We start from the raw sequence: 19,890 nt of genomic DNA, 5'->3' as shown, positions 1-19,890 counted from the left end.
CTGCTGTGCCTGAAGACGTGAATCTCGCAACCTACAACGCCGACGCGCTGACCGAGGACCTGTCGGACGCAGTACCCGCAACCCCAGCCGCCCCGATGGCCGCCCCGGCAGAGAAGCCCCGCGTGGAAACCCAGCAGGATCTCAGCGCGGAGATCAAGGCCCTCGGAGACGCCTACGCCCGGGCTCTGAAGGACGGTGCTGCGCCGGAAATCCAGCCGCGCCTGGACTTCGCGCCGTACCGCAGCAGCCTCCTGCGCCACCCCACCAAGAGCCTGCACCATGCGGACCCGGAGACCATCGAGCTGTACTCCCCGGCGTTCGGCCACCAGGACGTCCACGCCCTGGAATCGGACCTGACCATCCAGCACAACGGCGAACCGCAGGGTGAGCGCATCATCGTGGCCGGCCGTGTGCTCGACGGCGACGGCCGGCCGGTTGCCGGCCAGCTGGTGGAGATCTGGCAGGCCAACTCCTCCGGCCGCTACATCCACAAGCGCGACCAGCACCCCGCGCCGCTGGACCCCAACTTCACCGGCGTGGGCCGCTGCATCACCGGCCCGGACGGCTCCTACCGCTTCACCACCATCAAGCCGGGCGCCTACCCGTGGAAGAACCACCTCAACGCCTGGCGTCCCGCGCACATCCACTTCTCGCTGTTCGGGCAAGAGTTCACGCAGCGGATCGTCACCCAGATGTACTTCCCCGGCGACCAGCTCTTCCCGCTGGACCCGATCTACCAGTCGATCGTGGACCAGGACGCCCGCGACCGTCTCGTGGCCACCTATGACCACGACCTGACCGAGCCCGAATGGGCGCTGGGCTACAACTGGGACATCGTCCTGACGGGTTCCAAGCGGACCTGGACCGAGAACGAGGCGCTGGGCGCGGAAGGCGATGACCATGAGTAACTCCACCAAGCTTGTTCCCACCCCGGGCCAGACAGTGGGCCCGTTCTACGGCTACGCCCTGCCCTACGACAAGGACCGCGAGCTGCTGGCGCCCGGATCCCCGGGGTCCATCCGCCTGCAGGGCACCGTCTATGACGGCGCCGGGCACCCGATTCCGGACGCCATCCTCGAGATCTGGCAGCCGGACTCCGAGGGCAACATCGTGCACCGGACCGGCTCCCTGGTCCGCGACGGCTACACCTTCACGGGCTTCGGCCGCAGCGCCGTCGGCAACAGCGGTGTCTACACCTTCACCACGGTCAACCCGGGCCCCACCGAACCCGGCGCTGCACCCTTCATCTCCGTCGCGGTCTTTGCCCGCGGCCTGATGAACCGCCTCTTCACCCGCGTTTACCTGCCGGAGAACGAGGAGGCACTGGCCAAGGATCCCCTGCTGTCGTCCCTGGACCCCGAGCGCCGCAAGACGCTGATCGCACGCCGTGACGCCGACGGCGGGCTCACCTGGGACATCCGCCTGCAGGGCGAGGGCGAAACCGTCTTCCTCGACTTCGAGGGAACCGGAACCGGGGGCGCCGCAAAGTGACCGGCTTCCAGGCAGCGGGCGCCGGCGGGCTTCACGGCGATGCGGCGCTCTACGGCGACGTTGGTCTGCTGAGCCCTGTGTCGGCGTCGCCCCTCGTGGCGGCACTGACCGGCGACCGGGCCGTCCTCGCGGCAATTCTCGCCGTCGAGGCCGGCTGGGCCGCGGTGCTGGAGCAGCATGACCTCGCTCCCGCCGGTTCCGCTGCCGTGGTGGCCCATGCTGCCGACGCCTCCCGGTACGATCTTGCCGATATTGCCAGGCGCGCCCAGGGCGGCGGAAATCCGGTGATCCCGCTGCTGGCCGACCTCCGGGCCCAGGTCAAGGCGCTGGACACCGCCGGCGCCGGTGTCGGTGCCGCGAAGGCAGTGCACACCTCGCTGACCAGCCAGGACGTGCTGGACACGGCCCTGATGGTGGTGGCCCGCAACACGGTCGAGGCGCTGCTCGCCGACGTGAAAGGCACGACGGCGGCGCTCGCCCGCCTGGCGGAACAGCATGCGGACACGCTGTGCGTCGGCAGGAGCCTGACCCAGCATTCCCTGCCGTTCACGTTCGGGCTTCGGGCGGCGCAGTGGTTCCACGGGCTGGCGGCCGGAGCGCGCCGGCTCGAGGCACTGGAGCTGCCGGTGCAGTTCGGCGGCGCGGCGGGCACCCTGGCCGCCGGCACGGTACTCACGTCAGGTTCCACCACGGACCCCTTCGCACTGTCGGACGCACTGGCCGGCCAGCTGGGGCTCACCGCCGCGCCGGCACCTTGGCACACCAGCCGGCCGGCAGTGACGTCGCTGGGCGACGCCGTGGCCGCGGTGGTGGACGCGCTCGGCAAGATCGCCGCGGATATCCTGTTCCTGAGCCGTCCTGAGGTGGCGGAAGTGGCAGAGCCCCGCGCGCCTGGCCGCGGTGTTTCCTCGGCCATGCCACAGAAGCAGAACCCCGTGCTGTCTGTGCTGGTCCGCAGCGCCGCCCTGCAGGCGCCCGGCCTGGCTGCGCAGCTGCACCTTGCCGCGGCCACCTTCAACGACGAACGCCCCGACGGTGCGTGGCACACCGAATGGCCGGCCCTGCGCCAGCTGCTCGCACTGGCCCTCGGTGCCGCCGGCCACATGCGGGAACTCGCGGAGGGGCTGCAGGTCTTCCCCGACGGCATGCGGCGGAACCTGGACCTGTCCGGCCCGCTGCTGCTCAGCGAGGGCGTCTCCGCCGCGGTGGCACCGCTTCTTCCCGCTGGCGGAAATGGCACCCCCGGAGCCGGCCTGGACGGCAAGCAGCAGCTGCAGGCCGTCGTCGACAAGACCCTGCAGGAGCCGCCGGCCGAACAGGCCGCCACCTACCGCCGGTTGCTGCGCGAGGCCGTCCCCGTGGACAGGCTCTCCGACGCCGAGCTGGAGGAGCTGCTCAACCCCGCCAGCTACCTCGGGCAGGCAGCCGAGATCTCGCGGCGGATCCTGGCGGCTTTCCCGGACTTTGCGCTTACTTCAACCGAACCAGACGGAAACGGAGATTCCCGTGGCTAAACCAGCAGTGAAGGCAGTGCTGCTTTCCCCCCAGCGCGCGCTGGGGGACAAACCGCTCCTGATCGTCGGGCCGTCGCTCGGCACCTCCTCGGTGCTGTGGGGCCAGGTCGGCTCGCTCCTGGGCAATGATCTCGACGTCGTCGCCTGGGACCTGCCCGGACACGGTGTCTCAGCCGCCGCCGCCGCAACGTTCAGCGTCGCGGACCTGGCGGACGCCGTCGTCGAACTCGTCGACTCGATCGCCCCCGGCGAGAAGTTCCACTACGCCGGAGTGTCCCTGGGCGGGGCCACCGGCCTGCAGCTGGGCATCAAGCACGGCGACCGGCTCAAGAGCCTCTCCGTGCAGTGCTCCGGCGCCAAGCTCGGCACCCCCGAGGGCTGGCTGGAACGCGCCGAGACCGTGCGCACCCAAGGGACGCCGGTGATGATCCAGGGCTCAGCCGAACGTTGGTTCGCGCCCGGGTTCATGGACCGCGAACCGGAATTCAGCAGCCGGCTCCTGCACTCCCTGCGGGACGCCGACCGCTTCAGCTACGCCTTCTGCTGCGAGGCCCTGGCCGCCTTCGACGTGCGCGACCAGCTCGGCAGCATCACCGTCCCGACGCAGGTGGTGGCGGGTGCGCTGGACGGGGTGGCCCCGCCGTCGTTCGCCGAAGAGGTTGCCGCCGGCATCACCGCCGGCGGCGGCACCGCCTCAGCAGCCACGCTCGAGGGCGTGGCACACCTGGCGCCCGCCGAGGCACCCGCCCACGTGGCCGAGCTGATGCGGAGCCTCATTTCCTGGACCGAAACCCGCGGAGGAGCGAAATGAGCCGCGACCAGCGCAACGGGGTGGTCCAGCCGGATGCCACCAGCCAGGACATTTACGACGGCGGCATGGTGGTCCGGCGCGAAGTGCTCGGCGACGCGCACGTCGACCGGGCCAACGCCAAGAAGGACGCCTTCACCGAGGACTTCCAGGACATGATCACCCGCATCGCGTGGGGCGGCATCTGGACCCGTCCGGGCCTGCCGCGCCAGATGCGTTCCGCCGTCACCATCACCGCCATGGTGGCGCACGGGCACTGGGAAGAACTGGCCATGCACATCCGCGCGGCCATCACCAACGGACTCAGCAGGGACGAGATCAAAGAGATCCTGCTGCAGACCGCCATCTACTGCGGGGTCCCCTCCGCCAACACCGCCTTCAAGACGGCCCAGCAGGTCTTCCATGACATGGACAGCACCGGGTCCGACAACACCCCCACCACACCCAACTAGGTAGCAGCAGATAGCGTTCTGAGCCCTCATAACGCCCTGAAGTGCTACCCAGTCGGGCCCAGAGAATTCGAGGAATTCATGAACCAGGCATTTGTATACGACGCCGTACGCACGCCGTTCGGAAAGTTCGGCTCCGGCCTCGCCGGGGTCCGGCCCGATGATCTTGCCGCGCATGTGATTAAGGAATCGGTGAAGCGTGCTCCGGGCTTGGATCCGGAGCGGATCGATGAGGTGGTGTTCGGCAACGCCAATGGCGCGGGCGAGGAGAACCGCAACATCGCCCGGATGGGCACGCTGCTGGCCGGGCTGCCGGTCTCGATCCCGGGCACCACGGTGAACCGTTTGTGCGGTTCGTCGCTGGATGCGGCGATTATTGCGTCGCGGCAGATCAACGCCGGCGACGCGGACGTGGTGCTGGTGGGTGGTGCCGAGTCGATGTCGCGGGCGCCGTGGGTGCTGCCGAAGACGGACAAGCCCTACCCGGCCGGGGACATGACCCTGGCGTCGACCACGCTGGGCTGGCGCCTGGTGAACAAGGCGATGCCCAAGGAGTGGACCATCTCCCTGGGCGAGGCCACCGAGCGGCTGCGCGAGAAGTACGGGGTGACCCGGCAGCAGCAGGACGAGTTCGCGGCTGCCTCGCACAACCTGTCCGCCGCTGCCTGGGACGAGGGGTTCTACGACAACCTGGTGGCTCCGGTTCCGGGCACCGACCTGGTCCGCGATGAGGGCATCCGCCCTGGTTCGTCTGCGGAGAAGCTCGCGGCGCTGAAGACCGTCTTCCGCTCCGAGCCGGAAGGCGCCGAGGTGGGCGGCACCGTGACCGCCGGGAACGCCTCCCCGCTGTCCGACGGCGCGTCCGCGGCCTGGATCGGGTCCGAGAACGCGTCGTCGATCCTGGGACTGGAGCCGCTGGCCCGCATCGCCGGGCGCGGAGCGCACGGCAACGACCCCCAGTTCTTCGGTTTCGCCCCCGTGGAGGCGGCGAACAAGGCCCTCGCGAAGGCGGGCATCGGCTGGGACCAGGTGGGCGCCGTCGAACTTAACGAAGCGTTCGCCGCGCAGTCCCTGGCGTGCATCAACGCCTGGGGGATCGACCCGGGAATCGTGAACCGGCACGGCGGTGCCATCGCGATGGGCCACCCGCTGGGCGCCTCCGGTACCCGCATCCTGGGCACCCTCGCGCGGAGCCTGCAGGCCTCCGGACAGCGGTGGGGCGTCGCCGCGATCTGCATCGGCGTCGGCCAGGGCCTCGCCGTCGTCCTCGAAAACGTAACTTCTTCTAATGGAAAGGCGTAGGCGATGCTGAATTTCGTTGACACCGTCGGGGCGGCCGTCGCGGCCGTCAAGGACGGCTCCACCGTGATGATCGGCGGCTTCGGCAACGCCGGCCAGCCGTTCGAACTGATCGACGCGCTGCTGGACAGCGGCGCCACGGACCTGACAGTCGTGAACAACAACGCCGGCCAGGGCGACCAGGGCCTGGCGCTGCTCATCAAGGAAGGCCGGGTCCGCAAGATGATCTGTTCCTTCCCGCGGCAGTCCGACTCCTGGCACTTCGACGCCAAGTACAAGGCCGGCGAGATCGAGCTGGAACTGGTCCCGCAGGGCAACCTGGCCGAACGCATCCGCGCCGCCGGGGCCGGCATCGGCGGCTTCTTCACGCCCACCGGGTACGGCACCATGCTGGCCGAGGGCAAGGAAACCCGGATCATCGACGGCCGCGGCCAGGTGTTCGAGACACCCATTCACGCCGACGTCGCGCTGATAAAGGCGCTGAAGGCCGACGGCGTCGGGAACCTGGTCTACCGCAAGACGGCCCGGAACTTCGGCCCGATCATGGCCGCCGCGGCCAGGCACACGATCGTGCAGGTGTCCGAGATCGTGCCCACCGGTTCACTGGACCCGGAGAACATCGTGACCCCCGGCATTTACGTCAACAGCATCGTGAAGGTGGCCTCGGCCGCCGGCACCGCAGAACAGGTGGCCTGAGATGAGCCTTGTAGAAACGTCCATCCAGACGTCCGAAACGCCGCTGGGACGCGACGACCTCGCCCGCATGGTGGCCCGGGACATCAAACCGGGGTCCTTCGTGAACCTGGGCATCGGCCAGCCCACCCTGGTCTCGAACTACCTGGTGCCGGAGCAGAACATCACGCTCCACACCGAAAACGGCATGCTGGGCATGGGTCCGGTGGCCACCGGGGACCAGATCGACGGGGACCTCATCAACGCCGGCAAAATCCCCGTCATCGAACTCCCGGGTGCGTCCTACTTCCACCACGCCGACTCGTTCGCGATCATGCGCGGCGGGCACCTGGACATCTGCGTCCTCGGGGCGTTCCAGGTCTCCGCGACCGGCGACCTCGCCAACTGGCACACCGGCGCGCCGGACGCGATCCCGGCCGTGGGCGGCGCGATGGACCTCGCCACCGGAGCCAAGGACGTGTTTGTGATGATGACCCTCCTGACCCGGGAAGGCGCGTCCAAGATCGTGGAAGCCTGCACCTACCCGCTCACCGGGGTGGGCTGCGTGACCCGCGTCTACACCGACAAGGCAGTCTTCCTCACCGGCCCCGACGGCGTCCGCGTCCGCGAAACCTTCGGCTGCAGCCTCGAGGAGCTCCAGGCCCTGGTCCCCGTCCCCCTCACCGCAGCCCCCGCCGTCGAGCACTGACTAGCGCGAACTGGCAGCAAATGACCGCAAACTCGGATTTTGACGGAATTAGCTGCCAGTTCGCGCGTGTGAGGCGGGGCCGGAAGTGTCCGTTCGCGCCGATTAGGATTGGTAACCATGACCGACGCAGCAGCAGGGACCACGCCCCGGGCGGGTCGCCCGTCGAAGGACGGCGCGACGCCGGCGGCCAGTGACCAGTATGTGCAGTCGCTCGCGCGCGGGCTCGCGGTCATCCGCGCCTTCGACACCGAGCATGCGGACATGACGCTCACCGAGGTCGCCGCCCGCACGGATCTCACGCGCGCCACGGCCCGGCGCTTCCTGCACACGCTGGTGGAGCTCGGCTACGTGCGGACCGACGGCAAGACCTTCGCGCTCACGGCCCAGGTGCTGCAGCTCGGCTACGCCTACCTCTCCGGTCTCTCCCTGCCGCAGCTGGCGCAGCCGCACCTGGAGGAGCTGTCGCTGAAGCTGGGGGAGTCGACGTCGGCGGCGGTGCTGGACGGGACCGATATCGCCTATATCGCCAGGGTTACCACGCGCCGGATCATGACGATCGGCATCACGGTGGGCACCAGGTTCCCCGCGTATGCGACGTCGATGGGCAGGGTGCTGCTCGCCGGCCTCCCGCCGGAGCAACTGAAGGAATACCTGGCCGTGGCGGAGATCAAGCCCCTCACTCCGCGTGCGGTCGGCACAGTGAAGGACCTTTTGGCCGTCCTCGATAAAGTCCGGGCCCAGGGCTGGTGCCTTCTGGACCAGGAGCTCGAACTGGGGCTGATGTCCGTGGCCGCGCCTGTTTACCACGGCACGAAGGTGGTGGCCGCCGTTAACGTTTCGCTGCAGGCACAGTCCGTGGCCGCCAAGCCCGACCGCGATGCCTACCTCGAATCCGTGCGGAAGGAAATTGTCGCCACGGCGGAACGAATCTCTACGGACTTCTCCAGCGGGCGCTAGCGGACTTTTCTGTACACAGTCAGCCCTTCATCAACGTTGCCCGTGCCTTGTTCATGAATGCGATTCTGTCTCCTCTGAGCCGAAATACTGCAGAGAGGAGCAGATTTATATAACCATGGCCGACCCAGTCTGAATCATCTTCCAGTACTTTTTCGATGGATTTCCGGTCCAAGGGGACGAAAGTCAGCTTGTTCGTTTCCCAGTCATCCGGGGCCACTCCAAGTTTCCGAGCTCCCTGAATAACCGCGTTTGTCCATTTGGTCTGGGTTAGATTCACATGGCCCAACAATGCCCACTCGTAACGGGTCACGTCGCATATCAGACTGTGGAATGTGATTCTACTCCGCATATCCGGCTCTTCGCTTAAGTCCATTCCGAGCTCCTCCTCGATTCCTCTAAGGGCCGTCAAGTAAGGGTCGGGCAAGTCCGTTTTCGGATCGATATCAGCCAGGGCCATGCCCTCGTTCACGGATATATGCCGGAGGTTTTTTGCACTGCTGGCTCTGGCGCTTCGTTGCGTCAGCAAGAGGTGATCATCGGCAGTCTCGACGGTGAGATTGATACCGAACGAGTTGGAGAGGCCGGGGAGGACATCTCGCAGATCTTCTGCTTCAAGGTCTTGGCCTGCGCCGAAGCCCTTGTAGTGCCCTTCCCATGCGGAAGCTATTACCTGAAATGTCGCATAATCCGTGACGCCGTATCCGAGGTCAAGTGTTGGCTCTTCATGATTGCCCGTCCGAGAGACTCTTATCCGTCGAAGGGCTACCTTTTCGGCGTTCCAAGACTCTGCTGCGGAGTCCAGTTCCAGCCGTTTTGCTTCGATCGCCTCGTGAAAGCTAGCCGACGCAGCAGGCTGAAGCGGCGTCCTGAGCTTGCTGATGAGGCTCGGAGCGGGCTGATCGGGGACTCTGCTCGCAGTGAGGTGGCCGGCTGCGAATCCGCTCGGCGCGAATTGCCGAACGTAGATTTGGTGCTTGGCAGCACCAACGGCGAACGTTTCAGCGCCACCGATAAGTTTCTCTTCCCGGAGACGCCGACGGCGCCGGTGCATTCTTCCAAATGAAGCGTGCCAGAGCGGCTGGATAACCCGTCCTGAGACGTTGAGGAACTTTTCCGCGCCTATTCCGGCCGCAGCGCTTAGAAACGTGGTCAGCCAATAGGACCAAACTTCGGAAACCCAATCGAACATTGCCCCAGCATATGGGACTTGCCGCATCAACTCGGGCCTCAAGGCCCGATTTGCGGTGAATCCCCCAATGGCTTCCATAGATCCAGTGTGAGGGGGCTGACAGTATTCGTTACCAACTCGATGGGTCACCCTCCCGCCACGCGCCCGTGGGCCATAGACTCTAGCCAACTACGTGCAGCAGTGCCGCTCCGTGAGTCCGGTCCTCGGGCCGGAAAAGAGCAGAAGCGCCGCTGCACCCGTTGGAAGGGAAGTGGCGGGTGAAGCTGGGGATAGCGCGGGAGCGCCGGGAAGGCGAACGGCGGGTCGCTGCGACGCCGGAAACCGTAAAACAGTTGGCCGGACTCGGACTGGAGGTGCTGGTCGAATCCCGGGCGGGTGTCTCGGCCGGGCATGCCGACGACGAATACCGCCAGGCCGGCGCCCAGATCGTTGCCGACCTCGATCCCGCCGCGCTGGATATCCTCGCGCACGTCCGTCCGCTGGAACTTCCGGCGGCGACAGCCCTGAAGCGCGGTGCCGTCACCGTGGGCCTGGCCTCGCCGTCGTCCGAACTGGCCACGGTCAGGGCGCTCGCCGAAGGCGGGGTCACGTCCTTCGCGCTGGAACTCGTGCCGCGCATCTCCCGTGCCCAGTCCATGGACGCCCTCTCCTCGCAGGCCCTCGTGGCCGGCTACCGTTGCGTCCTCGAAGCCGCCATCCGCCTGCCCCGCTTCTTCCCGCTCTACATGACCGCCGCCGGAACCGTCCCGCCCGCGCGGGTGCTGGTGCTCGGCGTCGGCGTGGCCGGGCTGCAGGCGATCGGAACGGCGAAGCGGCTCGGCGCCCGCGTCTCCGCCAACGACATCCGGCCGTCCTCCGCGGAAGAAGTCACGTCCATGGGCGGCACCTTCATCAAGCTGGATTTGGAGACCGCAGAGGCGGCCGGCGGGTACGCCCGCGAGCTCACCGCCGACCGCGGCGCCCTGCAGCGGCAGCTGCTGGCACCGCACGTCGCCGATGCCGACGTGCTGATCACGACAGCGGCGGTTCCCGGCAGGCACGCCCCGCTCCTGGTGACCCGCGAAATGGTGCAGGGCATGCGCCCGGGGTCCGTCGTCGTCGACCTCGCCGCGGAGTCCGGCGGCAACGTCGAGGGGTCCGTAGCCGGCCGCGACATCCACGTCCCCACCGCCGACGGAAAGGGGACCGTCACCGTCGTCGGGCTCAAGGACGCGCCGTCCGCCATGCCCACGGACGCCTCCCGCCTCTACGCGAAGAACGTGGCCAACCTGCTGGCGCTGATGACGCGGGACGGGACGGTGGCCCCGGATTTCGACGACGACGTGATAGCAGGTGCGTGCCTGACGCACGACGGCGTGGTGCGGCACCCGCCGACGGCCGAGGCCCTCGCGGTGCTCACCCGGGAGAACGCGCCGGACGGCGCGTCAGGCGAGCCGCCACGGGGTGCGCCCGAGGAGGACACTGCCGACGAGGCGGACAGCGAACTCGCCGATGAGTTGGCGAACGGGCCAGTGAAGGCGTCGGAAAACGAAGGGGTGGTCTGATGGACGGCATCAGCCTGCTGACCATCACCGTGCTTGCGGTGTTTGTCGGCTTCGAAGTGGTGTCGAAGGTTTCCAGCACGCTGCATACGCCCCTGATGTCCGGTGCGAACGCGATCCACGGGATCATCCTGGTGGGCGCCATCATCGTCGCCGGCCAGGCCACGCACCCCTGGGTGCTTGCGGTGGCGCTGCTGGCGGTGGTGCTTGCCACGGCAAACCTGGTGGGCGGCTTTGTGGTGACGGACCGCATGCTCGAGATGTTCCGCGGCCGCAAGCCGGATAAACCGGCCAAGCCAGGTGCAGGCGCCACGCAAGGTGAAACCAAGGAGAACACGGAGGCCACTCGGTGACCCTCCTCGACCCCAACGTCACCGCGCTGCTCTACCTCGCCGCGGCCGTCTTCTTCATCCTGGCGCTGAAAGGCCTCAATTCCCCGCGCACCGCCCGCCGCGGCAACCTCATCGGCGCCTTTGGTGCGCTGGTCGCCGTGGTCACTGTCTTTTTCTCCACCCGGCTGGACAACGTCCCCCTGATCCTTGGGGCCATTGTGGTCGGTTCCGGTGTGGCCGCCCCCGTGGCCAGGCGCGTCAAGATGACCCAGATGCCGCAGCTCGTTGCGCTCTTCAACGGCGTGGGCGGCGGCGCCGCTGCCCTCGTGGCGCTGCTGGAACTGCCGCATGCGGAGGACGCCTGGGTGCGTGTCGCCGTCGTCTTCACGCTGCTGGTGGGGGCGGTGTCCTTCGCCGGTTCCGCCGTGACGTTTGCGAAGCTGCAGGAGCTCATGACCACCCGCCCCGTGGTGTTCCCCGGCCTGCCGGTGCTCATGGGCGCGGTGCTGCTCGCAGCGGTGGGCGCGGCTGCCGCCGTCGTGCTTGGGGGTTCGCTGGTCCTGGCCCTCCTGCTCCTGCTGCTGGGCCTGGTGGCAGGCGTGCTGCTGGTGCTGCCGGTGGGCGGCGCCGACGTGCCGATCGTCATCTCGCTGCTCAACGCCTTCACCGGTCTGGCGGTTGCGGCGTCGGGCCTGGTGCTGGGCAACGTGCTCCTGGTGGTGGCCGGCACGCTGGTGGGGGCGTCGGGCACCATCCTCACCCGGGCGATGGCCGCAGCCATGGGCCGCAGCGTGGCCGGCATCCTGTTCGGCGCGTTCCGGGGAGGTTCGACGGCGGGATCCACCGCCGTGAGCGACCGTCCGGTCCGCTCGTCCAGCCCGGAGGATGTGGCCGTGCTGCTGGGCTACGCGCAGCGCGTGATCATCGTTCCCGGCTACGGGCTCGCCGTCGCGCAGGGACAGCACACGGCGGCAGAGCTGGCTCAGGCCCTGGAGGCCCGCGGAACCCGCGTGGACTTTGCCATCCACCCCGTGGCGGGGCGCATGCCCGGGCACATGAACGTGCTCCTCGCCGAGGCCAATGTGCCCTACGAGTCGCTCAAGGAAATGGGTGAGATCAACTCCGAGTTCCGCACCGCCGACGTCGCGCTGGTCGTGGGCGCGAACGACGTCGTGAACCCCGCCGCCAAGACCACCGCCGGCTCGCCGATCTACGGGATGCCGATCCTCGAGGTGGCGGACGCACGGCAGGTGGTGTTCCTCAAGCGCTCCATGCGCCCCGGGTTCGCGGGGATCGAGAACGATCTCATGTTCGAACCGCAGACCACGCTGCTGTTCGGCGACGCCAAGGAGTCCCTGACGAAGGTGCTGGGCGCGGTGAAGGCCCTGTAGGGTGCAGCATCCGGGGGTTGTCCACACGCTTTTCGACACACCCTCGTTACTGAAATGTGACTTCTGGGGCATGAGTGCGATAGCCTCGGCCGGTGCCCTGGTTCCGCTCAGGGCATTCCCGGGCAGAATGCCGAGCCCTGCCGCTGACCGGGATCCGTTCGCTATCACAACAGGCAGGGACGGGGGAACCACCTTTGTACCGGCCTTGCGAGTCAAGGCCTAGGGGTTAAGTCCAGACGCTCCGCCTAGCGGCGGGCAGGACCGGGTGACTCCCATCCGAACCCGACAGCTCACCCCGCAGGCATGGGAGAGGCAATCCACCATGTCACGTAAGTTCACGCCCGCGCGCCACCGCGCCACCCCGACGACGTCCATCGCTTTGCAGGGCCTGTCGTATTCCCTGAAGTCCAACGCCGCCTCGGTTGCCAAGCCGGCGGCCGCCGCCGCCGTCGCTTCCGGGCTCCTTTTCGGCGCCGGAGCACCCGCGCACGCAGGTGCCTACGCTCCGGAGACGCCGGACGCTGCCGCTGTGCAGTCCGCCGCCGGCCAGGCGCTGGCGGCACCTGCCCAGGCAGTCCCCGCCCCGGCAGCCCCCGCGCCGGCAAGCGGAGGATCTGCTGTTGCCGGTGCGTCGCACACCGTTGTGCCCGGCGACACCCTTGGTGCCATCGCAGCACGCCACGGGGTCAGCCTCGATACGCTTCTCGCGGAGAACGGCCTGTCCCTGGCGTCTGTCATTTACCCCGGTGACCAGATCCTCATCCCGGGACCGGGTGCAGTCCCCGCAGTGCCTGCGGCTCCGGCCGCACCGGCCGTGCCCGAGGTTCCTGCCGCTCCGGCAGTTCCCGCGGCGCCGGCACCGGCAGCCCCCACCGGCATGGGGATCTACAACGCCTCCGCCTCGATAACACCGGCAGCTGCAACCCAATCAGCCAGTGGCGTGGGCGGAGCAATTGTGGCTTCTGCCCGGGCGCAGCTCGGTGCCACCCAGGATTGCACCATCCTGGTGGAACAGGCCCTTCGCTCTGTCGGTAAGTCCGTCGGCGACCTGGCGCCCGCGCAGTTCTACCAGTACGGCACTCCCGTCTCCGCGCCGCAGCCCGGCGACCTGATGATCAGCGCCGGACACGTCGGCGTCTACATTGGCGGCGGCCAGGCCATCAGCAGCGGCATGAACGGTGTCAACGAAACCATCGTGCACCCCGCCTCCTGGCTCACCGGCTCCACTTACGTGCGGGTGAACGCGTAACAAGGGCGTCCGCCTAATAGGCGGAGCGGTTCACACAGCAGCGGCGGGTGCATCAGCACCCGCCGCTGCTGTCTGTTGTGGCCCAGCTGGTAGGCGGGTATGCCTGGAGACGACGGGATCGGCAGGTAATAAAATCACTGTGGAGCAACATTTGTTGACTCGCAGATACTTGACCGGGTTAACTGGCAGCCTGGCCGGATGTGAGGTGGGACACGTCACGGCGGAAACTTTGTAAGCAACGCCGAGAGCGAGTTCCCGTGGACCTAATCACCGCCCCCGAGGTTGTGTCAGCAGCGCAGAAGCTGATGACCGCCTTCGCCGCCACCGACACTGACGTCTACTTTGACTGTTTCACCCCTGACGCAACTTTCCTGTTCCATTCCCACCCGGACCTCCTCACCTCGCGCGGAGAATACCGCGCATTGTGGCAGCACTGGCTCGAGGAAGGTTGGCGGGTCGCAGAGTGCGCAAGTTCCAATCCGCACATCCAGATCGCTGGCCCATGCGCCGTGTTCAGCCATGATGTCCAAACCGTCGTCGATGTTGCTGGCACAAGAGAAACCCTTCACGAGAGGGAGACCATCATTTTCACCAGGACGGAGTCTGGCAGCGTGCTCGCCGTTCACGAGCATCTCTCTCCGGCACCTGCCAGCTCAAAGGCAAACTCATGACAAACGACAAAGCCCCTGCTGTGACTGAAGTCGAAAAGCATGGCATCGAACCGATCCCCGCCGCCGACAGGACCGCAAAGCCGCTGGACCTGTTCCGGCTGGTGTTTGGCGGCGCGAACACCTTTGCCACGGTGGTTCTGGGTTCGTTTCCGATTCTCTTTGGGCTGTCCTTCAAGGACGCCTTGCTGGCGACGGTCCTGGGTGTGGTGTTTGGCGGCCTGATACTGTGCCCAATGGCCGTTTTCGGCCCGACCAACGGAATGAACAATGCCGTTTCGTCGTCCGGACATCTGGGCGTGCACGGCCGGGTCGTGGGATCCTTCTTGTCGCTCCTGACGGCGTTCGCGTTCTTCTCCATCTCCGTGTGGAGTTCAGGTGACGCGCTGGTAGGAGGGGCCAACCGCCTCATCGGCCTACCTCAAAATGCAGTGACGCTAAGCGTCGCCTATGGCCTCTTTGCTGTCCTGATCCTGACTGTCTGCATCTACGGGTTCCGTTTCATGCTCTGGGTCAACAAGATCGCGGTGGTAGCGGCCTCCCTGCTTTTCCTGCTCGGCATCGTCGCCTTCGCGGGCACATTTGACGCATCCTACGCCGGGACATTTGGACAGGGAGCGGGCCCCGCTACGGACGCCCTGTTCTGGCCGTCCTTTATAGGATCGGCACTGATCGTCATGTCCAACCCGATCTCCTTTGGCGCGTTCCTGGGCGACTGGTCGCGGTACATCCCGGCTGAGACGCCGAAGCCAAAGGTCATGGCTGCTGCCTTTCTCGCCCAGGTGGCTACCCTGGTACCGTTTGGCTTCGGGCTGGTCACGGCCACCATCATTGCCACCGAGGCGCCGGCGTTCTTTGAGAACTCTGACTACGTGGGCGGGCTCCTGGCCGTTTCCCCTGCCTGGTACTTCCTGCCGGTTTGCCTCATAGCCCTGGTAGGCGGAATGTCCACGGGTACAACCGCCCTTTATGGGACAGGCCTCGACTTCTCCAGCGTCTTTCCCAGGTTCTCCCGCATTCAGGCGACGTTGTTCATCGGGTCCATCGCCATCATCTTCATCTTTGTGGGCCGCTTCGCTTTCAACATCGTGCAGAGCATCTCTACGTTCGCGATACTCATCATTACCTGCACCGCTCCCTGGATGATCATGATGATGATCGGATACCTGACGCGGCGGGGCTGGTACGACGCCGATTCCCTCCAGGTCTTCAACCGCCGACAGGTTGGCGGCCGCTACTGGTTCAACCACGGGTGGAACTGGCGGGCGATGGGCGTCTGGATCTTCTCGGCAGTCATGGGAATCATGTTCGTGAACGTTCCGAACCAGTTCGTAGGCGCCCTTGGCAACCTCGCGGCGGGGGTGGACCTGAGCATCCCCGTTTCCATTGGCCTGGCCGCAGTTCTTTATCCTTCGGTGCTGTGGCTGTTCCCGGAACCCGCCGACGCCTATGGCCCGGCCGGACCAAGGTTCGTCAGGGCAGCGGCGCCGAAGAACATCCCGATCGTTGACGAGAGGAAAGATCTCGAATCCGTGCTGTCCTAACGGCCCTGCCGCACCGAAAACTAGTTTCGCTGCGGCAGCGTCTGGGCGGCGCGGACGACGGCGTCCGTCACCTCCGTGAGGCCCGGCGAGTCCAGCGTCCACACCTGCCAGTAGAGCCGCAGGTCCTCGCTCCATTCCGGGTCCAGCTCAACGAGCGAGTTCTCGGGATCCTGCTGGTCCGGCACCATGCCCCAGCCCAGGCCCGCGTGAATCGACTCGACGAACTGCACTGAATCGGGCATGAAAAGCTGCGGGGGCGTGGCGTCCGGCGCGATGCGCGCGAGGACAGCGAGCTGGTGCGTGTCCTTCCGGTCGTACTGCATGACAGGGGCGACGGCGAGGGCCTCCGGCGTCGGCCCGTCGGGGAACCAGCGGGCCACGAACTCGCGGGACGCCTTGGCCCGGTACACCATGGTGCCGAGCGGGCGGAGGGTGCACCCCTGCACCGGCCGGGGATCCGCGGTGATTGCTCCGACGGCGTCGCCGGACCGCAGCAGGTCGGCCGTCGAGTGTTCGTCGTCGCGCAAGAGCTCAAGGGCCACGCGGCCGCCGAGCGCAATCTCCCGATATGCCGCCGGCAGCCACGTCGCGATCGAGTCCGCGTTGGCCACGATGGGTACCCGCAGCCGCTCGGCGCTGGGCGGCGGCGCGTCGCCGCCGCCGTCCCCCTCCTTGCCCGCCGGCCCCCGCAGGGCAAGGACCGCCTCGTCGGCGAGGAGCAGGAGCTGGCGCGCGGAACGGAGGAGCTGTTCGCCCGCCGGTGTAGGCCGGACCGGCTTGAGGCGCCGTACCAGCACGCTGCCCACGGAGCGTTCGAGTGCCTTGATCCGCTGGCTCACGGCGGAGGGGGTGAGGCGGAGTTCCGACGCAGCGGCGTCGAAGGTCTCGTGGTCAACGACGGCGGCCAGGGCCCTGAGCTGGTCGAGTTCCATAAAGATATTCTAATGGAACTGCAGAAAAACTGAATTGCTTTTCAGATTTTGCAGCCTTACCTTCGAAGAATGCTTCCCTTTCTGACCGGCCTCGGAGCCGGCCTTAGCCTCATTGTCGCCATCGGAGCGCAGAACGCGTTCGTCCTGCGGCAGGGCCTCAAGCGTGAGGGTGTCCTGCCGGTCGTCCTGGTGTGCCTCCTCAGCGACGCGCTCCTGATCCTGGCCGGCGTCGCGGGGATCGGTGCGCTCATCCAGGGCGCACCGGTGCTCCTCGCCGTAGTGCGTTGGTTCGGTGTCGCGTTCCTTCTCGCGTACGGGGTTTTCGCCGCGCGGCGTGCCTTGCGGCCCGGGGCGCTTAAGGCGGCGGATTCTCCCGGCAGGGGGACCGTCTGGTCAGCCGTACTCACCGCCGCAGCCATCACCTGGCTCAACCCCCACGTGTACCTCGACACGCTGGTGCTGCTGGGCTCGCTCGCCAACTCCCACGGTGATTCGGGGAAATGGCTCTTCGGGGCTGGAGCCGCCGCCGGCAGCGCCGTCTGGTTTCCCCTCATTGGCTACGGGGCACGCGGGCTTAGCGGCTTTTTCGCGCGGCCGGCGTCGTGGCGCATCCTCGACGGCGGCGTGGCACTGCTCATGCTCACCCTGGCCGCCATACTTGCAACCGGACACTGACGCTCACAACTAAAGACCGATGGCTCCGCCGCCAGCAGCCGCGGCAGCTCGTTACCCGCTGTCGCTGGCCATTCGATCGAGTATCCCGGCGATGATGTCCAGTGCACGGGCAAGCTGCAGATCGGTCGGGGCGCCGTACCCGATGACCAGGCCGTTTTCCGGTGTCCGTTCTGCAAAGTAGCTTGCCAGGGTCACCACCCGGACCCCCAGCGCGAGTGCTTCCTTGGCCAGACGCTCGGCAGGAATGTTCGACTGGAGCCGGAGGACGGCGTGCAGGCCGCCGTCCAGGGCCGCCAGCTGGACGTCAGCCCGCCCTCCGAGGCGGTCGAGCAGCAGTTCCCGGCGGTGCGCGTACTGGCGCCGCGCCCGGGCGATGTGCCGTGCCAGGCCGCCGCCGGCGATGTAGTTGGCCAAGGCAGACTGCAGTACCCCGGGAACCGGTGTGCCGAGGTCAAGCCGTGCGTTCTTGAGGCGCTGCCCTGAGGCGCCGCGGACCACGAGATAGCCGCACCGCAGCCACGGGCTCAGCGACTTTGAGAACGTGCCCACCAGGACAACGTCGGCAGCGGAGGGCAGCGAGGCCAGGGCGGGCAGCGGCATCCGCCGGTGCCGGAACTCGCTGTCATAGTCGTCCTCCAAGATGACCACGCGGTTGGCTTCAGCCCAGGCCAGCAGAGCCAGCCTTTCCTTCACCGGCATCCGGCCGCCCAGGGGGTACTGGTGGCTGGGAGTTACCAGGATGGCATCAGGGCGGGGAGCAACGGCCGCAAGCTGCGCCGCTTCCAGCCCGTCGTCGGCAACCGGAAGGGTTTCCACCGCAGCTCCCGCCGCAGAAAGCACCCGCCTGGCCGTGGGATAGCCGGGGTCCTCCATCAGCACGCGGGGGCGGTCCGTCTGCCCGCGGAGTGCCGTGACGATCAGCTGCAGGGCGTCGCTGGTACCGGCCGTGATGACGACGTCGTCGGCACTCACCGACAGTCCGCGGGACGCGGCGAGGTGCTCGGCCACGGCAGCGCGAAGGTTCGGAGTTCCCAGGGCGGCCGGAAGCTCCACTTCCACCGGCTCGGCCACGGCCTTCCGCCACGCGGCCCGCCAGTCGCTGTCACGGAACGGGGCGCCGGACGGCCGTCCCGGCGTGAGGTCGATTGTTGGCGATTGCTCCCTGCCGGATGCCGCCTGGATGCCTTCGGAAGCCATGCCCCGGCCGTCAGAACGTACCGCCACGCGGGTACCGGCCGAGCCCCGGCTTTCCAGGTACCCCTCGCCGGCAAGCTGCTCGTAGGCGCGGACCACCACTCCGCGGGAGACTCCCAGTTCGGCGGCAAGACGCCGCGATGCCGGGAGCGTGTGGTCCGGCCTCACGGTGCCGTCCAGGATGGCTTCCCGGAGGCGGCCGACCAACTGTGCGGCAAGCGGAATGCGGCTCTGCTGGTCCAGAGCCAGCGGCAGTTCGGCTTCGATGTTGGTCCTCCTGAATTGTGGATTCTTGGATCTATGTTAGGACCAACCTGCCTGTGAGCATGTAGGGAGAAACCAAAACTGAACTAAAGAAAGGACGCCCTTCATGTTTAAGGGTCTTTGTGCATTTCCCCTGACTCCGCTCGCGGGGGATGACGTCGACGAAGCCGCACTGGTGCGGCTGATCGCACGGTGCGTCGATGCCGGCGTGGACTCCGTCGGTGTGCTGGGTTCGACCGGCATCTACACCTACCTGCTGCGGCAGGAACGCCGCAAGGTGGTGGAGGCCGCCGTCGAAGCTGCCCAGGGAACACCCGTGGTGGCAGGTGTCGGTGCGATGCGCACCCGCGACGTGCTGGGTTGCGTCGAAGATGCCCATACTGCGGGCGCATCCGGCCTGCTGCTGGCGCCGGTGTCGTATCAGCGGCTCACCGAAGAAGAGGTCTATGGCCTCTACCGCGAGGTCTCGTCCGCGTCCGATCTGCCGATCGCCGTCTACGACAACCCGGCCACCACGGGGTTCACCTTCTCCGAAGAACTCCATGGCCGCATCGCCAAACTTCCGGGCATCGCATCGATCAAGTTCCCGCCCCCGGCACCGGGCCAGGCCGCCGAGCGAATCGCCCGGCTCCGGGCGGCAATTCCGGGGAGTGTCTCCCTGGGCATCAGCGGCGACTGGGCCGCAGCGGAGGCATTGCTCGCCGGCTGCGACGCTTGGTATTCGGTCATCGCTGGCCTGTTTCCCAAGACGGCCAGGGTGATTGTAGATCTTGCCCGGACCCGCCGGACCGGCCAGGGCGACCTGGCGCTGGAAGCATCTGCCGCGCTGGAGCCCGTGTGGGCGCTCTTCCGCACATACGGGAGCCTGCGGGTCGCTGCCACTATGGCCGAAGTGCTGGGCTCCGTGGAGTCACCGTGCCTGCCCCGCCCACTGAAAAGCCTGGACGGTGAGGGCCTCGCCCGGGTCCAGGAAGCCCTGCGTCTCAGCGGCCTGGGCGCCTGAGCAGGTACG

The 19,890-nt window shown here is 67.2% G+C and carries 20 protein-coding genes and 1 riboswitch; of the genes, 17 read left to right on the top strand and 3 right to left on the bottom strand.

Features of this window, described 5'->3' with window-relative positions:
* Positions 1-5 precede the first annotated feature (5 nt).
* From pcaH to CXZ05_RS10265, 9 genes are all read left to right on the top strand, one after another.
* Positions 6-908, top strand: coding sequence for a protocatechuate 3,4-dioxygenase subunit beta (gene pcaH / locus CXZ05_RS10305; protein WP_180987348.1), 903 nt, complete (start codon positions 6-8; stop codon positions 906-908).
* The gene (gene pcaG, locus CXZ05_RS10300; protein WP_102972516.1) at positions 901-1,491 is read left to right on the top strand and encodes a protocatechuate 3,4-dioxygenase subunit alpha; all 591 of its coding nucleotides are present in this window, start codon (positions 901-903) and stop codon (positions 1,489-1,491) included. Before pcaH ends, pcaG begins: the two co-directional genes overlap by 8 nt.
* A complete protein-coding gene (locus CXZ05_RS10295) occupies positions 1,488-3,005 on the top strand; it encodes a lyase family protein (RefSeq protein ID WP_102972515.1) in 1,518 nt (505 codons plus the stop codon). The genes pcaG and CXZ05_RS10295 overlap by 4 nt, the downstream gene beginning before the upstream one ends.
* On the top strand, positions 2,998-3,816 hold the full coding sequence (locus CXZ05_RS10290; protein ID WP_102972514.1) for an alpha/beta fold hydrolase: 819 nt from the start codon (positions 2,998-3,000) through the stop codon (positions 3,814-3,816). The genes CXZ05_RS10295 and CXZ05_RS10290 overlap by 8 nt, the downstream gene beginning before the upstream one ends.
* A complete protein-coding gene (gene pcaC / locus CXZ05_RS10285; RefSeq protein WP_102972513.1) occupies positions 3,813-4,265 on the top strand; it encodes a 4-carboxymuconolactone decarboxylase in 453 nt (150 codons plus the stop codon). The genes CXZ05_RS10290 and pcaC overlap by 4 nt, the downstream gene beginning before the upstream one ends.
* Before the next feature lie 78 nt (positions 4,266-4,343).
* Positions 4,344-5,564 (top strand): thiolase family protein, encoded by a 1,221-nt coding sequence (locus tag CXZ05_RS10280; protein WP_102972512.1) that lies wholly within the window; start codon positions 4,344-4,346, stop codon positions 5,562-5,564.
* A 3-nt stretch (positions 5,565-5,567) separates the two neighbouring features.
* Positions 5,568-6,257, top strand: coding sequence for a 3-oxoacid CoA-transferase subunit A (locus tag CXZ05_RS10275; RefSeq protein ID WP_102972511.1), 690 nt, complete (start codon positions 5,568-5,570; stop codon positions 6,255-6,257).
* A 1-nt stretch (position 6,258) separates the two neighbouring features.
* Entirely contained in the window at positions 6,259-6,942 is a 684-nt protein-coding gene (locus CXZ05_RS10270) for a 3-oxoacid CoA-transferase subunit B (RefSeq protein WP_102972510.1), read from the top strand.
* A 117-nt stretch (positions 6,943-7,059) separates the two neighbouring features.
* On the top strand, positions 7,060-7,899 hold the full coding sequence (locus CXZ05_RS10265) for an IclR family transcriptional regulator C-terminal domain-containing protein (RefSeq protein WP_102972509.1): 840 nt from the start codon (positions 7,060-7,062) through the stop codon (positions 7,897-7,899).
* A gap of 19 nt (positions 7,900-7,918) precedes the next feature.
* Here the strand turns inward: CXZ05_RS10265 and CXZ05_RS22835 are convergent, their stop codons facing one another.
* Positions 7,919-9,166, bottom strand: a complete 1,248-nt coding sequence (locus CXZ05_RS22835) for a hypothetical protein (protein ID WP_146033082.1) — start codon at positions 9,164-9,166, stop codon at positions 7,919-7,921.
* A gap of 179 nt (positions 9,167-9,345) precedes the next feature.
* Here CXZ05_RS22835 and CXZ05_RS10250 point away from each other — a divergent pair, with 179 nt between their 5' ends.
* From CXZ05_RS10250 to CXZ05_RS10225, 6 genes are all read left to right on the top strand, one after another.
* A complete protein-coding gene (locus CXZ05_RS10250) occupies positions 9,346-10,632 on the top strand; it encodes a Re/Si-specific NAD(P)(+) transhydrogenase subunit alpha (RefSeq protein WP_102972506.1) in 1,287 nt (428 codons plus the stop codon).
* Complete coding sequence (locus CXZ05_RS10245) at positions 10,632-10,982, top strand: NAD(P) transhydrogenase subunit alpha (protein ID WP_102972505.1); 351 nt, start codon at positions 10,632-10,634, stop codon at positions 10,980-10,982. Before CXZ05_RS10250 ends, CXZ05_RS10245 begins: the two co-directional genes overlap by 1 nt.
* Positions 10,979-12,352: an NAD(P)(+) transhydrogenase (Re/Si-specific) subunit beta gene (locus CXZ05_RS10240; protein WP_102972504.1), complete on the top strand. Its 1,374-nt coding sequence runs from the start codon at positions 10,979-10,981 to the stop codon at positions 12,350-12,352. Before CXZ05_RS10245 ends, CXZ05_RS10240 begins: the two co-directional genes overlap by 4 nt.
* Positions 12,353-12,470: 118 nt before the next feature.
* Positions 12,471-12,671, top strand: a riboswitch (cyclic di-AMP (ydaO/yuaA leader).
* Between the two features lie 3 nt (positions 12,672-12,674).
* The gene (locus tag CXZ05_RS10235) at positions 12,675-13,601 is read left to right on the top strand and encodes a LysM peptidoglycan-binding domain-containing protein (RefSeq protein WP_102972503.1); all 927 of its coding nucleotides are present in this window, start codon (positions 12,675-12,677) and stop codon (positions 13,599-13,601) included.
* Between the two features lie 257 nt (positions 13,602-13,858).
* Positions 13,859-14,272, top strand: a complete 414-nt coding sequence (locus tag CXZ05_RS10230) for a nuclear transport factor 2 family protein (RefSeq protein ID WP_102972502.1) — start codon at positions 13,859-13,861, stop codon at positions 14,270-14,272.
* Complete coding sequence (locus CXZ05_RS10225; RefSeq protein ID WP_102972501.1) at positions 14,269-15,813, top strand: cytosine permease; 1,545 nt, start codon at positions 14,269-14,271, stop codon at positions 15,811-15,813. The genes CXZ05_RS10230 and CXZ05_RS10225 overlap by 4 nt, the downstream gene beginning before the upstream one ends.
* A gap of 20 nt (positions 15,814-15,833) precedes the next feature.
* Here CXZ05_RS10225 and CXZ05_RS10220 read toward each other — a convergent pair whose 3' ends face one another.
* Positions 15,834-16,745 (bottom strand): ArgP/LysG family DNA-binding transcriptional regulator, encoded by a 912-nt coding sequence (locus CXZ05_RS10220; RefSeq protein WP_102972500.1) that lies wholly within the window; start codon positions 16,743-16,745, stop codon positions 15,834-15,836.
* A gap of 69 nt (positions 16,746-16,814) precedes the next feature.
* Between CXZ05_RS10220 and CXZ05_RS10215 the strand changes: the two genes are divergently transcribed.
* On the top strand, positions 16,815-17,420 hold the full coding sequence (locus CXZ05_RS10215; RefSeq protein WP_102972499.1) for a LysE/ArgO family amino acid transporter: 606 nt from the start codon (positions 16,815-16,817) through the stop codon (positions 17,418-17,420).
* A 51-nt stretch (positions 17,421-17,471) separates the two neighbouring features.
* Here CXZ05_RS10215 and CXZ05_RS10210 read toward each other — a convergent pair whose 3' ends face one another.
* Positions 17,472-18,821, bottom strand: a complete 1,350-nt coding sequence (locus tag CXZ05_RS10210) for a PLP-dependent aminotransferase family protein (protein WP_258006535.1) — start codon at positions 18,819-18,821, stop codon at positions 17,472-17,474.
* Positions 18,822-18,984: 163 nt separating this feature from the next.
* On the opposite strand from CXZ05_RS10210, the gene CXZ05_RS10205 reads away from it, so the two are divergent.
* The gene (locus tag CXZ05_RS10205) at positions 18,985-19,881 is read left to right on the top strand and encodes a dihydrodipicolinate synthase family protein (RefSeq protein WP_102972497.1); all 897 of its coding nucleotides are present in this window, start codon (positions 18,985-18,987) and stop codon (positions 19,879-19,881) included.
* The last annotated feature ends 9 nt before the right edge of the window (positions 19,882-19,890 follow it).

The organism is Arthrobacter sp. AFG20 (genome assembly GCF_002892795.1).
Taxonomy (GTDB): domain Bacteria; phylum Actinomycetota; class Actinomycetes; order Actinomycetales; family Micrococcaceae; genus Arthrobacter.
The sequence above is the reverse complement of the archived record's forward strand: the minus strand, read 5'-3'. Positions and strand labels throughout refer to the sequence as shown.

Coding starts and splice junctions, on each gene's coding strand:
- pcaC (WP_102972513.1), top strand. CDS start 3,813: ATGAGCCGCGACCAGCGCAACGGGGTGGTCCAGCCGGATGCCACCAGC.
- CXZ05_RS10220 (WP_102972500.1), bottom strand. CDS start 16,745: ATGGAACTCGACCAGCTCAGGGCCCTGGCCGCCGTCGTTGACCACGAG.
- CXZ05_RS10265 (WP_102972509.1), top strand. CDS start 7,060: ATGACCGACGCAGCAGCAGGGACCACGCCCCGGGCGGGTCGCCCGTCG.
- CXZ05_RS10280 (WP_102972512.1), top strand. CDS start 4,344: ATGAACCAGGCATTTGTATACGACGCCGTACGCACGCCGTTCGGAAAG.
- CXZ05_RS10205 (WP_102972497.1), top strand. CDS start 18,985: ATGTTTAAGGGTCTTTGTGCATTTCCCCTGACTCCGCTCGCGGGGGAT.
- CXZ05_RS10270 (WP_102972510.1), top strand. CDS start 6,259: ATGAGCCTTGTAGAAACGTCCATCCAGACGTCCGAAACGCCGCTGGGA.
- CXZ05_RS10235 (WP_102972503.1), top strand. CDS start 12,675: ATGTCACGTAAGTTCACGCCCGCGCGCCACCGCGCCACCCCGACGACG.
- CXZ05_RS22835 (WP_146033082.1), bottom strand. CDS start 9,166: ATGGAAGCCATTGGGGGATTCACCGCAAATCGGGCCTTGAGGCCCGAG.
- CXZ05_RS10245 (WP_102972505.1), top strand. CDS start 10,632: ATGGACGGCATCAGCCTGCTGACCATCACCGTGCTTGCGGTGTTTGTC.
- CXZ05_RS10275 (WP_102972511.1), top strand. CDS start 5,568: ATGCTGAATTTCGTTGACACCGTCGGGGCGGCCGTCGCGGCCGTCAAG.
- CXZ05_RS10225 (WP_102972501.1), top strand. CDS start 14,269: ATGACAAACGACAAAGCCCCTGCTGTGACTGAAGTCGAAAAGCATGGC.
- CXZ05_RS10215 (WP_102972499.1), top strand. CDS start 16,815: ATGCTTCCCTTTCTGACCGGCCTCGGAGCCGGCCTTAGCCTCATTGTC.
- pcaG (WP_102972516.1), top strand. CDS start 901: ATGAGTAACTCCACCAAGCTTGTTCCCACCCCGGGCCAGACAGTGGGC.